Origin of the sequence: Rhodoferax sp. (genome assembly GCF_012927445.1) — a bacterium.
GTDB lineage: Bacteria > Pseudomonadota > Gammaproteobacteria > Burkholderiales > Burkholderiaceae_C > Rhodoferax.
Window position 1 is genome coordinate 22,273 of the sequence record NZ_JABBPD010000005.1, and the last position, 12,794, is coordinate 35,066.

Sequence of the window (12,794 nt, forward strand, 5' to 3'; positions counted from 1 at the left end):
CTCGCAGACCTGTTAATTCGATTAATCCCAAGGAGACGTTCATGCCCATTACCAAAAGCTGTCAACAACTCGTGGCCGAAGCCATGGCCCAGGTCACCACCTATTCGGTGGCCGAGGTGCAGGCCCGCATGAACGATGGCCACACCCAGATCGTCGATATCCGCGACCCGCGCGAACTCGAGCGCGACGGCACGGTGGTTGGTGCCTACCCGGCGCCGCGCGGCATGCTGGAGTTTTGGGTCGACCCCGGCTCGCCCTATCACAAGCCGCTGTTTGCCGATGAGTCCAAAGAGTTCATCCTGTTCTGCGGTGCCGGCTGGCGCAGCGCGCTGGCCGCCAAGGCGCTGCAGGACATGGGCATGACCAACGTGGCCCATATCGACGGTGGTTACGCCGCCTGGGTCAAGCAGGGCGCCCCGACCGAAACGCTGGACGCGCAAAAAGCACGGCGCCAACCCAAGGCCTGAGTGCCTGCAGTTATCAATAAAATAAGCCTCTAGCCCCCGTCCGCTATGCAGGAGTAGCTATTAAATTTGAAGCGCCCGTAATTTGACGGCGACGGCGTGCTGGTAGACCGTGAACCGATCACCAACGCTGTCTTGCGCGACATGCGAAAAGAGCGTGGCCCAAGCTCCTGCCTGTTTGGCAGGCATCACGCTGCAGCCCGCGCCCGGTCTGGCTTTGCCGGGGTTGTTCCGGGGCTGGTACACAAAGTTATCCACAAAAATTGTGCATGAGAAATCAGGCTTGCGACGCCGCCCGCGGTGGGGCTCCGGTTGATTATTTATTTTGCAAAATTTGTGGCCGGTCTTTGGGTTTAGAGGTCTTTGGGACGATCTTTCTGGTATGGGTTTTCATATCTTTGGCCTGGAATTCACGACTTATACGGTCTGCCTATTTGCTAGGCATCGTGTTGCAGCCCTTGCCGAATAAGGCTTTGAAGGGTTTTCCCTAGGCTGATGCACATAGTTATCCACAGAAGCTGTGGAATCAAATTTATTTGATTTAAATTTCGTGCTATTTTGGGCTGCCTGTTTGGCAGGCATCGCAGTACAGCCCGCGCCGGGCCTCGCTTTGGCGGGGTTGTTCCGGGGCTGGTGCACAAAGTTATCCACAATAATTGTGGAGTGTCGGTCGAGTGTTTTGTGTTAGGCCGAGAAACCCTTAAAACCCACTAAATCCGCAAATCACACCAGGGGTGCGCCGGCGCGTCGGAACTCCGCCGGTGATTCGCCGGTCCAGCCGCGAAAGGCGCGGATAAAGCTCTTTTCGTTCTGGAAACCTGCCGCTTCGGCTACCTGCTTGATCGGGCGCGCGGTGCGCAACAGCAACTCCAGCGCCCGGTTCTTGCGCACGTCATCTTTGAGCGCCTGCAGCGAGGCGCCTTCGTCTTTGAGTTGCCGGTGCAGGGTGCGTGGCGAGACGTGCAGCAGGGCGGCCAGGGCCTCAGCGCTGTGGGTCAGCGTGGGATGGGAGACCAGCGCTTGGCGCACGCGCTGCACCAGCAGGCGGTCGCGCCGGTATTGCAGCACGGTCAGCGGCAGGGCGCGTTTCAGCATCTGTTGCAGGGCGGGCTCGTCCCGGCGCAGTGGCAGCGCCAGGTAGCGGGCGTCGAAACGGATGCCGGCCGGCGCGGTGTCGAATGCCGTCGGGCCGGAAAACAGCACGCCATACACGTCATGGTGCGCTGGTGCGGCAAACGGGAACTGCGCGCTTTGTAGCGGGATGCGCGAGTCGACCAGCCAGCAGGCCAGGCCGTGGATATTGCACAGCACCGAGACCAGACAGAACTCGCGCAGCGCGCCCAGATCCCGGTGCTCGGTGATGGTCAGCGTTGCCACCTCCCCGGCCACCGTCAAATTCAGCGTAATGTCGTCCGTCAGCAGGCCGTGATGCCGGCACCAGCGCTTGAGCGCCACGTCCAGCGTCGGTGCGCTGAGGGAGGCGCGGGCCAGCATGCCGTAGCTGCCCCAAGGCAGGCGGCGGCTGAACCAGCCTAAGGCTTCGTCGTCCAGTTCCAGCATGGCGGCGCCGGAGATGCGCTCCATTTGTGCGGCGGTGATGCGGGCGGCCGGATCGGTCAACGCGGTTGGCGCAATTTGTGCCAGCGCCAGCGCTGCGGCCGGGTTTTGGTTGCGCTGGGTGTAGGCTTGCACAATCGCATGCACAAAAGCAATCGGCGTGACCGCCGGTCCAGGCGTGAGAGGAGCCGCCACGAAAGGCGCCGGGGGTGCGTAAAAAGACATGGGTTGGAGTATGTGGCCATGTGGCACGATTTGCAACCTATGTGGCCGGCGCAAAGAGGCGTAAGCCTCTATGCTTCCATTTGAGATGGTTTCTGGGGTCCGTGCCCTACAAGGAAATAAACATGACAGCAGCATCTGTAAACACCCTGACCGCGCCACTCTTGACGCGCAGTTTGTCCCGTGGCGCCACCGACGTACCCTTGATCGAACAAACACTGGGCGACTTCTTTGATGCCATGGTGGTCCGCCAGCCGGAACATGAGGCCCTGGTCAGCGCCCACCAGCGGGTGCGCTACACCTACCGCGAGTTGCAGGCCGCCAGCAACCAGCTGGCCAGTGCCTTGCTGGGGCTCGGGCTGGCGCCGGGCGACCGGGTCGGCATCTGGTCGCACAACAACGCGCAATGGCTGCTGATGCAGCTGGCCACCGCCAAGGTCGGCCTGATACTGGTCAACATCAACCCGGCGTATCGGGTCGCCGAGCTGGACTATGCGCTCAACAAGGTGGCGTGCAAGGCCTTGGTGACCATGGCCCGCTTCAAGACCAGCGACTATGTCGGCATGTTGCGCGAACTGGCGCCGGAACTGAGCACGGCGCAGCCGGGCGCGTTGCAGTCGGTCCGCCTGCCACATCTGCGCAGCGTGGTCTGGATTGACGAGCCGGGGCAGGGCGATGAGTTGCCGGGTCTGCTGCGCTTCTCGGCGCTACTGGCAACCGGTAATGCCGCGGACCCGCGCCTTGCAGCCACGGCCAAACTGCTACACGCCACCGACCCGATCAACATCCAGTTCACCAGCGGCACCACCGGCTTCCCGAAAGGCGCCACGCTGACGCACCGCAACATTCTGAACAACGGTTTTTTCATTGGCGAAGCCATGAAGCTGACGCCCAAGGACCGCTTGTGCATTCCTGTGCCGCTGTACCACTGCTTTGGCATGGTGCTGGGCAACCTGGCCTGCCTCACGCACGGCGCCACCATTGTTTACCCGAACGACGGCTTTGATGCCTTGAGCGTGCTGCAAACCGTGCAGGACGAGCAATGCACCGGGCTGCACGGCGTGCCGACCATGTTCATCGCCGGCTGGATGCACACCGGCGACCTGGCGACGATGGACGCCGAGGGCTACGTCAACATCGTCGGCCGCATCAAGGACATGGTGATCCGTGGCGGTGAAAACATCTACCCGCGCGAGATCGAGGAATTTCTCTACCGCCACCCCCAGATTCAGGACGTGCAGGTGGTCGGCATTCCAGACGCCAAATACGGCGAAGAACTGTGCGCCTGGATCATCCTGAAGCAGGGTCAGACCCTCACCGAAGACGATATCAAGGCCTTCTGCAAAGGGCAGATTGCGCACTACAAGGTGCCGCGCCACATCCGCTTCGTCAGTGCGTTCCCGATGACCGTGACCGGCAAGATCCAGAAGTTCAAAATCCGAGAAGAAATGAAACTGCAGCTGGGACTGCAAGAAGACAAAACCGCCTGAAAGAAGTTGTATGCCCATTCTTGACACCAAACTCAACGCCCGCTCTGCGGACTTCCTGGCCAACGCCGCCGCCATGCGCGGCCTGGTCGATGACCTCAACGCCCAGATCGCCAAGGCTTCGCTGGGGGGCGGCGACGCCGCCCGCGCCAAGCACACCGGGCGCGGCAAGTTGCTGCCGCGCGACCGCGTGCAGATGCTGCTCGACCCCGGCACGCCGTTTCTGGAGCTGTCGCCATTGGCCGCGCTGGGCTTGTACCCGGACCGCGACGGCAGCGACAGCGCCCCCAGCGCCGGGGTCATTGCCGGCATTGGTCGCGTTAGCGGGGTCGATTGCATGATCGTCTGCAACGACGCCACCGTCAAAGGCGGCACCTATTACCCGATGACGGTGAAAAAGCATTTGCGGGCGCAAGAGATTGCGCAGCAAAACCGCCTGCCCTGCATTTACCTGGTGGACTCGGGTGGCGCCAACTTGCCGAACCAGGACGAGGTGTTTCCGGACCGCGACCATTTCGGCCGCATCTTCTTCAACCAGGCCAGCATGAGCGCGCAGGGCATCGCCCAAATTGCGGTGGTGATGGGCAGTTGCACGGCAGGCGGCGCCTATGTGCCGGCCATGAGCGACGAAGCGATCATTGTCAAGAACCAGGGCACGATCTTTTTGGGCGGCCCGCCGCTGGTAAAAGCCGCCACCGGTGAAGTGGTGACGGCGGAAGACCTGGGCGGCGGCGATGTGCACACGCGCCTCTCCGGCGTGGCCGACCATCTGGCCGAAAACGACCTGCACGCGCTGGCGTTGGCCCGCCTTGCGGTCTCGCATTTGAACCAAAAGAAGGCTCTAGCCCCCGCGCTGCTTGCGGTGACAGCTCCTAAATTTGAAGCAGAAGAGTTGTACGGCGTGATCCCGACCGACACCCGCAAGCCGTTTGATGTGCGCGAGATCATCGCCCGCATCGTCGATGGCAGTGAGTTGCACGAGTTCAAGCCGCGTTATGGCACCACGCTGGTCACGGGCTTTGCCCACATCGAAGGCATGCCGGTCGGCATCATCGCCAACAACGGCATTTTGTTCAGCGAGTCGGCCTTGAAGGGCGCGCACTTCATTGAGCTGTGCTGCCAGCGCAAGATTCCGCTGGTGTTCCTGCAGAACATCACCGGCTTCATGGTCGGGCGCAAGTACGAGAACGAAGGCATCGCCCGCAACGGCGCCAAGATGGTCACCGCCGTGGCGACCGCTGCCGTGCCGAAGTTCACCATCATCATCGGCGGCAGTTTTGGCGCCGGCAACTACGGCATGTGCGGCCGTGCCTTCAGCCCGCGTTTCTTGTGGATGTGGCCGAACGCGCGCATTTCGGTGATGGGCGGCGAGCAGGCCGCCAGCGTGCTGGCCACCGTGCGGCGCGATGGCATCGAACTCAAAGGCGGCGCCTGGAGCGCGGAGGAAGAAGAAGCCTTCAAGGCGCCGATTCGCCGCCAGTACGAAGAGCAGGGCCACCCCTATTTCGCCACCGCCCGTTTGTGGGACGACGGCATCATCGACCCGGCCGACACGCGCCGCGTGCTGGCGCTGGGCTTGAGCGCGTCACTGAACGCGCCGATCCCCGAGACCCAGTTTGGCGTGTTCCGGATGTAATGAAAAGAGACTCACATGTTTAACAAAATACTCATTGCCAACCGGGGCGAGATCGCCTGCCGCGTGGCGGCCACCGCCCGTCGCCTGGCCATCAAGACCGTCGCGGTGTACTCCGATGCCGACGCCAACGCCAAACACGTCAGCGTCTGTGACGAGTCGGTCTATATCGGCGGCAGCGCGCCCAAAGACAGTTACCTGCGCTGGGAAAACATCATCGCCGCCGCCAAGGCGACCGGCGCGCAAGCGGTGCATCCCGGCTACGGTTTCTTGAGCGAAAACGTCGAGTTTGCCCAGGCCTGCGCGGACGCGGGGCTGGTGTTCATCGGCCCGCTGCCGTCCAGCATCAAGGCGATGGGGCTGAAAGCCGAGTCCAAGCGGCTGATGAATCTGGCCGGCGTGCCGCTGGTGCCGGGTTACCACGGTGCCGACCAGGACCCGGCGCTGCTGCAGCGCGAGGCCGACAGCATCGGCTACCCGGTGCTGATCAAAGCCAGTGCCGGCGGCGGCGGCAAAGGCATGCGCGCGGTCGACAGCTCGGCCGAGTTTGCCGCGGCGCTGGCCAGTTGCAAGCGCGAAGCCATCAACAGCTTTGGCGACGACGCGGTGCTGATCGAGAAGTACGTGCAGCGGCCGCGCCACATCGAAATTCAGGTGTTTGGTGACACACTGGGCAACTATGTGTACCTGTTTGAGCGCGATTGCTCGGTGCAGCGCCGCCACCAGAAGGTGCTGGAAGAAGCGCCGGCACCCGGCATCACCGAGGAATTCCGGCGGCAAATGGGCGAGGCGGCGGTGGCGGCGGCCCGCGCCGTGGACTATGTCGGCGCTGGGACGGTCGAGTTCATCGTCGAGCAAAAGCCCGATGGTTCGATGATTTTCTTCTTCATGGAAATGAACACCCGCTTGCAGGTGGAGCATCCCGTGACCGAAGCCATCACCGGCCAGGATTTGGTGGAGTGGCAATTGCGCGTCGCCTCTGGCGAGCCGCTGCCGCGGGCACAGGACCAACTCAAAATCACCGGCCACGCGATCGAAGCGCGCATCTGCGCCGAAAACCCGGACAACAACTTCTTGCCCGCCACCGGCGCGCTGCACGTCTATGGCTTGCCGGAGTGCGTGACCTTTGCGCGCAACAGCGGCGGCGTGCGGGTTGATTCCGGCGTGCGCGAAGGCGATGTCATTTCGCCGTTCTACGATTCGATGGTGGCCAAGCTGATCGTGCATGGCGAAACCCGTGAGCAGGCCCTGTCCCGGCTCGACTCCGCGCTGGCGCAGACCCACATTGTCGGCTTGAGCACCAACGTGCAGTTCTTGCGCAACGTGGTGCAAAGCCGCTCGTTTGCGCAGGCCGATCTGGACACGGGCCTCATTCCGCGTGAAGAGGCGGTGTTGTTCAAGCAAGAAAAAGTGGGCTTGAGCCTGGCCGTGGCGGGTGCCATTGCGCACACGCTGCTGCAGGAAAAAGCGGCGGAAGCGCAAGTGGCCAGCCGCGCCGTCTGGCTCGACCCGTGGGCGCGGCAGGATGGCTGGCGCTCGCATGGGCCCAGTTCGCGCCGCTTTGACTACGCGTTCCAGGACGTGGTGCAGGTCGTGCACATGACCACGCTGCACGACGGCGCGTTGCAGCTCAACGTGGCGGGCGAGGTTGGCGTGTTTTCGTTTACGCCCGTCATCCATGGCATCGACGTGCGTTTTGCGGAAAAGCGCCAGATTGTGAATGTGTATACCAATGGGGCTGTAGCCCATGTCTTCACTGCGCAAGGCGCTACGCAAATCATAGCGATTGATGCGCTGGCGCATGCCGGCGACACGCAGTCGGAGGGTGGCCGCCTGACCGCGCCGATGCCGGGCAAGGTGGTGTCGTTCGCCGTCAAGGCCGGCGACACGGTCACCAAGGGCCAGGCGCTGGCGGTGATGGACGCCATGAAGATGGAGCACACCATTGCCGCGCCGATGGACGGCGTGGTGGCCGAGTTGCTCTACGCGCCGGGCGACCAGGTGACGGAGGGCGCGGAGCTGCTCAAGCTGGTCGCGGCCTAAGGCCGGTTACGCCGGTTACGCTTGGTGTCCATGAAAATCACTTTTTGTTGCGCCGAGACCAAGTCCGAGCCCTGGCTGGCTGGCCTTCAATCGGTTTTGCCAACGGCTCAAATAACCGTTTGGCAACCCGGCGCGCCGCTAGCAGACCATGCCGTGGTGTGGACGCCGCCGCAACAGTTTTTTGACGAACAGCCACAACTCAAAGGCGTGTTCAACATCGGCGCGGGCGTTGATGCGCTGCTGAAATTGCGCCTGCCGCCGCAAGCGGTGCTGGTGCGGCTGGATGATGCCGGCATGTCGGTGCAGATGGCCGAGTACGTGTGCCATGCCGTGATCCGGCACTTTCGCGAGTTCGACGCTTACGAAGCGGCGATGCGGGCCGGCCAGTGGTCGTACCGCAAGCCGCGCCGCCGGGCCGATTTCGCCGTTGGCGTGATGGGGCTGGGCGTGCTGGGCGAGCGCGTGGCGCGGGCGCTGCAAATGTTCGAGTTCCCGGTGAACGGCTGGAGCCGCAGCGCCAAAAGCATCGACGGCGTCCGGAGCTTCTGTGGCGCGGAACAGTTCAACGACTTTCTGGCGGCCACCCAAGTGCTGGTCAACCTGCTGCCGTTGACCCCCGAAACGCGCGACATCATGAACCGGGAAACCCTGTCCCAACTGCAGCCGGGCGGTTATGTCATCAACGTGGCACGCGGCGCGCACCTGGTGGACGAGGATCTGATCGCGCTGATCGACAGCGGGCATCTGTCAGGGGCCACGCTCGACGTCTTTCGCACCGAGCCCTTGCCTTCGGATCACCCGTTCTGGCAGCACCCCCAAATCACGCTCACGCCGCACACCTCGGCCCGCACGCTGCGCGAGGAATCGATTGCGCAGATTGCTGGCAAGATACTGGCGCTGGAACAGGGCTATTGCGTTGCCGGTATCGTGGACCCCGTGCGCGGCTACTGAAATACGTTGCGCCGGTCAAAATTTAGGAAAACAAGATGAGCATTCCCACCCGAGTCAAACTGGTCGATGTCGGCCCCCGCGACGGCCTGCAAAACGAAAAACAACCGGTGCCAGCCGCCATCAAGATCGAGCTGGTGCAGCGGCTGCAGGACGCCGGCCTGACCGAGATCGAGGTCACCAGCTTTGTCTCGCCCAAATGGGTGCCGCAGATGGCCGACAACGCCGAGGTCATGGCCGGCCTCCAGCGCAAAGCCGGTGTGCGCTATTCGGTGCTGACGCCGAATCTGCAGGGCTTCGAGGCGGCACTGAAGTCGAAACCGGACGAGATCGTGGTGTTCGGCGCCGCCAGTGAAGCCTTCAGCCAGAAGAACATCAACTGCTCGATCGCCGAAAGCATTGAGCGCTTTGCGCCCGTGGTGCAGGCGGCCCGCGCTGCCGGCATCTACGTGCGCGGCGCCATGTCCTGCACCGTTGGTTGCCCGTATGAGGGCGAGATTGCGCCGGAACGGGTCAGCTACCTGGCTGGTCTGATGAAAGGCATCGGCGTGCAGCACGTCGGCGTGGCGGACACCATCGGCGTCGGCACCCCGCTCAAGGTGCAGCGCGCGATGGAAGCGACGCTGAAGCATTACGACATCAATGACGTGTCGGGCCACTTTCACGACACCTATGGCCAGGCCTTGGCCAACACGCTGATCTGTTTACAAATGGGCGTCTGGCAGTTTGACACCTCGGTCGCCGGTTTGGGTGGCTGTCCGTACGCCAAGGGCGCGACCGGCAATGTGGCCTCCGAAGATGTGGTCTACCTGCTGCACGGCATGGGCATCGAAACCGGCATTGACCTGGATAAATTGGTTGACGCCGGCAAATTCATCAGCGATTTTCTGGAGCGCAAGCCCAATTCGCGCGCCGCCACGGCCCTGCTCAACAAGCGGGTGGCCTGAGATGAGTGCGCTTGAGTTGACGCCGCCCGCCGCTAAAGAAGAGATCAATGCGCCTGAATTAATAGCTGCTCGCGCCATACTGGCAAGGGCTGCAATTGATAATGTGCCATCACCCTGCATCTCGGTGTGCCGCATGAGCAAACTGACCGATTGGTGCGAAGGCTGCTACCGCACGATCGACGAGATTCGTCAGTGGAATAAATCGGATGACGCGGCCAAGCGCGCGCTCTGGCTGCAGATTGAACAGCGCGTTGCGAAGAGCTTGCCATGAAACACATCACCTGCTACCTGGATTTCATTTCGCCCTACGCCTACCTGGCGTTTGAGAAGCTGCCGCTGGCCCTGATGGGCCACAGCTACAGCATGACCTACAAACCGATTCTGTTTGCCGCGCTGCTCAAGCACCACGGGCAACTGGGTCCGGCCGAGATGCCGCCCAAGCGCGACTGGACTTACCGCCAGGTGCTGTGGCTGGCCCACACCCAGAAGGTGGCGCTGCAATTGCCCGCGAGCCACCCGTTCAACCCGCTGCCACTGTTGCGCCTGGCGGTGGCCAGCCATGCCGAGGGCCTGCCCAACCGCTATGTGGTGGAAACCTTGTTCAAACATGTCTGGCAGGGAGGGGCCGAGGCCGCCGACCCGGCGCGGCTGGAGGCGTTGACCGCGCAACTGGCGCCACCGCGCGCCGTCAACAGCGACGAGGTCAAGGCCCAGCTGAAGGCGCATACCGATGAAGCCATCGCGCTCGGTGTCTTTGGCGTGCCGACCTTTGTTGTGGACGGCAAACTGTTTTGGGGTTTTGATGCGCTGCCCATGCTGCAGTCCTACCTGGCGGGCGATCCGTGGTTTGATGAGGCATGGACCTCGGTTGCAAGCGTGGCGCAAGGCATCCGGCGTTGAATCCCATGACTTATGCCCAATGCTTTCAATTTTTCCGCCTCGCCGTTTGACTGCCTGAACCCGGACGAGCAACGGCTGGTTCGCGACAGCGTCGACGTGGTTTACTTCCGCGCGACCGAAACGATTCTCGACATCGGGATCGCGCCGACACACCTCTTCGTCATCATCAAGGGTTTCGTCACCCAGCTCGACGGCGACGAGGTCATCACCACCTACGGGCCGGACGACTGTTTCGATGGCCGGGGCCTGGTGGCCGGCAAGGTCAGCAGCCGTTTTGTGGCGGCCGAAGAAGTCGTGGCCTACCAGTTGGCCCATCAGGCGGTCAGCGACCTGATTGCCTCGAACGCCACCTTTGGCGCACTGCTGTTTTCAGACCTCAGCAACAAGCTCAGCGCCCTGTCGGCGCGAACGAGCCAGCACGAGCTGCAATCGCTCACCTTGTCCCGGGTGGACGAGGCCTTTTTACGGCCGGCGCATGTGGTCGAGGCCGAGACGGACATTCTGTCGGTCGTCAAACTGTTTCAGGCCGAGCGCACCTCCAATGTGCTGGTGCGCGACACCAAGACGGAGCCGCCGCGCTTGGGCATTTTTACCGCCACGGCGCTGCAGCGTGCCATTCTGGATGGCCGCCCGCTGGACCAGCTGGCGGTGGGCGAACTGGCCAACTTTTCCCTGATCGAAGTACGCCCCTCCGACCAGCTCGGCGACGCCATGGCGGTGATGCTGCGCCATCGCGTGCACCGGGTCGTGGTGGCGGAGGGCAAGCAGGTGGTGGGAATTCTGGAGGCGCTGGACCTGTTCAGTTTCCTGTCCAACCAGTCGCACCTGATCACGGTGCAGATCGAGGAGGCAAAAGACCTGGCGGGTCTGAGTCAGGCGGCGGCCAAGATTACCCGCATGATTGTGTTGCTGCATCGCGGTGGCTCGCGCGTCAACCTGATCGCCAAACTGGTGCAACAGCTCAATGCCCGCCTGTTCGAGCGCGCCTGGCACCTGGTGGCGCCCGCGGACCTGGTGGCCAACAGCTGCCTGTTTGTGATGGGCAGCGAGGGCCGCGGTGAGCAGCTGCTGAAAACCGATCAGGACAACGGCCTGATCCTGCGTGACGGCTATGTGCCACCCGCAGAGCTGGACGCGATCTGTCAGCAGTTTTCCAGCGCGCTGCAGGATTTTGGTTACCCGCCCTGTCCGGGCCACATCATGGTGAACAATCCGCAGTGGCGCAAAAGCGCCAGCGAATTCGGCCAGATGACGCGCCAGTGGCTGATCCTGCCCGACACCGACAGCCTGATGAATCTGGCGATCTTCATGGACGCGCACACCGTCTGCGGCGACGCCCATCTGCTGGAGACGGTGCAGAAAGGTCTCATGGCGCTGGCCATCGACAACGACGCCATGCTGAGCCGGTTTGCCGCCGCGATCGACGCCTTTGGCAGCAGCGCCGGCTGGTGGAACCGGCTGCTGGGCATGGGCGACGCCAACCAGCAACTCAATCTCAAAAAAGAAGGTATTTTTCCGCTGGTGCATGGTGTGCGCAGCCTGGCGCTGGCGCACCGCGTGACGGAAACCGGCACCACCGGACGCATTGCCGCCTTGGTGAAGGACGGCAAACTGGAGGCGAACCTGGGCGCTGACCTGACGGACAGCCTGTACTTCTTCATGGGACTCAAGCTCAAGGCCGGGCTGGCTGAGCTGGACACGGGCAAGCCGGTCACCGGCACGATCAACGTGAGCCGACTCAGCAGCCTGGACCGGGACCTGCTGAAGGACACGCTCGGTGTGGTCAAACGCTTCAAGGTGCAGCTGCGCCATCGCTTCCATCTGGAAGCTGTTGCGTGAACGCCTTATTCTCCCCGCCGCGCTGGTGGCACACGCTCAAACGCGAGTGGCTGCTGTACCACCTGGGCGACCCGGCGTTTCGCTTCATGTTCGACGAACCGCCGGCCAACGAATGGGTTGCGCTTGACTGCGAGACGACCGGCTTGAATACGCGCACGGACGAGATCATCTCGATTGGGGCGGTGCGGATTGTCGGCAACCGCATCATGACCAGCGAACGGCTGGAGTTGCTGGTGCGGCCCGAGCGCGGCATCTCCAGCGAGAGCGTGCGCATACATCGATTGCGCGAAAGCGACGTGGCCCAGGGCCTGCCGATTGAAGACGCCATGAAGCAGCTGCTGCATTTCATCGGCAGCCGGCCGCTGGTGGGCTATTACCTGCAGTTTGATGTCGCCATGATCAACCGGGCGCTCTTTCCCCTGCTGGGCCAGGGCCTGCCGCAAGCCAAAATCGAAGTGTCGGCGCTGTATTACGACTACAAGTTCCGGCAGTTGCCGGCCTACCGGCAGCAGGACAATGCCGACATTGACCTGCGCTTTGCCACCTTGATGAACGAGCTGAACCTGCCCCTGCGCGAGGCGCACGATGCCCTGAACGACGCGGTAATGGCGGCGCTGGCGTTCATCAAGCTGCGCCAGTTACGCGGCGAGTGACCGGAAACGGATAATTGACGGGGGCTTTAAATCTCAGAGATACTTCGCGAAGTTACAAATTACGATCTTCTGAACCGAGGTCTGCGCACATGGTCTTTTTA

Annotated in this window: 11 protein-coding genes; 10 read left to right on the top strand and 1 reads right to left on the bottom strand. The window is 62.6% G+C overall.

All coding sequences use genetic code 11. The features are described 5' to 3' along the window. Positions 1 to 41 precede the first annotated feature (41 nt). Positions 42 to 467 carry a rhodanese-like domain-containing protein gene (locus tag HHJ17_RS10990; protein WP_296505775.1) on the top strand — a complete coding sequence of 142 codons (426 nt, stop codon included), beginning with the start codon at positions 42 to 44 and terminating at the stop codon, positions 465 to 467. A gap of 720 nt (positions 468 to 1,187) precedes the next feature. On the opposite strand, the gene HHJ17_RS10995 is transcribed toward HHJ17_RS10990, so the two are convergent. Continuing rightward, positions 1,188 to 2,246 carry an AraC family transcriptional regulator gene (locus tag HHJ17_RS10995; protein ID WP_296505776.1) on the bottom strand — a complete coding sequence of 353 codons (1,059 nt, stop codon included), beginning with the start codon at positions 2,244 to 2,246 and terminating at the stop codon, positions 1,188 to 1,190. A gap of 122 nt (positions 2,247 to 2,368) precedes the next feature. Between HHJ17_RS10995 and HHJ17_RS11000 the strand changes: the two genes are divergently transcribed. The 9 genes from HHJ17_RS11000 to HHJ17_RS11040 are packed head-to-tail and all read left to right on the top strand — an operon-like array spanning position 2,369 to position 12,693. Further along, on the top strand, positions 2,369 to 3,733 hold the full coding sequence (locus HHJ17_RS11000) for an AMP-binding protein (RefSeq protein ID WP_296505777.1): 1,365 nt from the start codon (positions 2,369 to 2,371) through the stop codon (positions 3,731 to 3,733). 10 nt (positions 3,734 to 3,743) lie between these two features. Next, positions 3,744 to 5,366 (top strand): carboxyl transferase domain-containing protein, encoded by a 1,623-nt coding sequence (locus tag HHJ17_RS11005; protein ID WP_296505778.1) that lies wholly within the window; start codon positions 3,744 to 3,746, stop codon positions 5,364 to 5,366. Positions 5,367 to 5,381: 15 nt separating this feature from the next. Continuing rightward, positions 5,382 to 7,406, top strand: coding sequence for an acetyl/propionyl/methylcrotonyl-CoA carboxylase subunit alpha (locus HHJ17_RS11010; protein WP_296505779.1), 2,025 nt, complete (start codon positions 5,382 to 5,384; stop codon positions 7,404 to 7,406). 30 nt (positions 7,407 to 7,436) lie between these two features. Further along, complete coding sequence (locus tag HHJ17_RS11015) at positions 7,437 to 8,357, top strand: glyoxylate/hydroxypyruvate reductase A (protein WP_296505780.1); 921 nt, start codon at positions 7,437 to 7,439, stop codon at positions 8,355 to 8,357. A 35-nt stretch (positions 8,358 to 8,392) separates the two neighbouring features. Beyond that, positions 8,393 to 9,301, top strand: coding sequence for a hydroxymethylglutaryl-CoA lyase (locus HHJ17_RS11020; protein WP_296505781.1), 909 nt, complete (start codon positions 8,393 to 8,395; stop codon positions 9,299 to 9,301). A 1-nt stretch (position 9,302) separates the two neighbouring features. Next, positions 9,303 to 9,572: a DUF1289 domain-containing protein gene (locus HHJ17_RS11025; RefSeq protein WP_296499768.1), complete on the top strand. Its 270-nt coding sequence runs from the start codon at positions 9,303 to 9,305 to the stop codon at positions 9,570 to 9,572. Continuing rightward, positions 9,569 to 10,201 carry a 2-hydroxychromene-2-carboxylate isomerase gene (locus tag HHJ17_RS11030; RefSeq protein ID WP_296499769.1) on the top strand — a complete coding sequence of 211 codons (633 nt, stop codon included), beginning with the start codon at positions 9,569 to 9,571 and terminating at the stop codon, positions 10,199 to 10,201. Before HHJ17_RS11025 ends, HHJ17_RS11030 begins: the two co-directional genes overlap by 4 nt. Before the next feature lie 12 nt (positions 10,202 to 10,213). Beyond that, positions 10,214 to 12,040 (top strand): DUF294 nucleotidyltransferase-like domain-containing protein, encoded by a 1,827-nt coding sequence (locus HHJ17_RS11035; RefSeq protein ID WP_296499771.1) that lies wholly within the window; start codon positions 10,214 to 10,216, stop codon positions 12,038 to 12,040. Continuing rightward, a complete protein-coding gene (locus HHJ17_RS11040; RefSeq protein ID WP_296505782.1) occupies positions 12,037 to 12,693 on the top strand; it encodes a 3'-5' exonuclease in 657 nt (218 codons plus the stop codon). The genes HHJ17_RS11035 and HHJ17_RS11040 overlap by 4 nt, the downstream gene beginning before the upstream one ends. Positions 12,694 to 12,794: the final 101 nt, after the last annotated feature.

Bases quoted from the DNA above. Each gene is read 5' to 3' on its own strand.
- HHJ17_RS11020 (WP_296505781.1), top strand. From the start codon at position 8,393: ATGAGCATTCCCACCCGAGTCAAACTGGTCGATGTCGGCCCCCGCGAC.
- HHJ17_RS11030 (WP_296499769.1), top strand. From the start codon at position 9,569: ATGAAACACATCACCTGCTACCTGGATTTCATTTCGCCCTACGCCTAC.
- HHJ17_RS11005 (WP_296505778.1), top strand. From the start codon at position 3,744: ATGCCCATTCTTGACACCAAACTCAACGCCCGCTCTGCGGACTTCCTG.
- HHJ17_RS10995 (WP_296505776.1), bottom strand. From the start codon at position 2,246: ATGTCTTTTTACGCACCCCCGGCGCCTTTCGTGGCGGCTCCTCTCACG.
- HHJ17_RS11025 (WP_296499768.1), top strand. From the start codon at position 9,303: ATGAGTGCGCTTGAGTTGACGCCGCCCGCCGCTAAAGAAGAGATCAAT.
- HHJ17_RS11015 (WP_296505780.1), top strand. From the start codon at position 7,437: ATGAAAATCACTTTTTGTTGCGCCGAGACCAAGTCCGAGCCCTGGCTG.
- HHJ17_RS11035 (WP_296499771.1), top strand. From the start codon at position 10,214: ATGCCCAATGCTTTCAATTTTTCCGCCTCGCCGTTTGACTGCCTGAAC.
- HHJ17_RS11010 (WP_296505779.1), top strand. From the start codon at position 5,382: ATGTTTAACAAAATACTCATTGCCAACCGGGGCGAGATCGCCTGCCGC.
- HHJ17_RS11000 (WP_296505777.1), top strand. From the start codon at position 2,369: ATGACAGCAGCATCTGTAAACACCCTGACCGCGCCACTCTTGACGCGC.
- HHJ17_RS10990 (WP_296505775.1), top strand. From the start codon at position 42: ATGCCCATTACCAAAAGCTGTCAACAACTCGTGGCCGAAGCCATGGCC.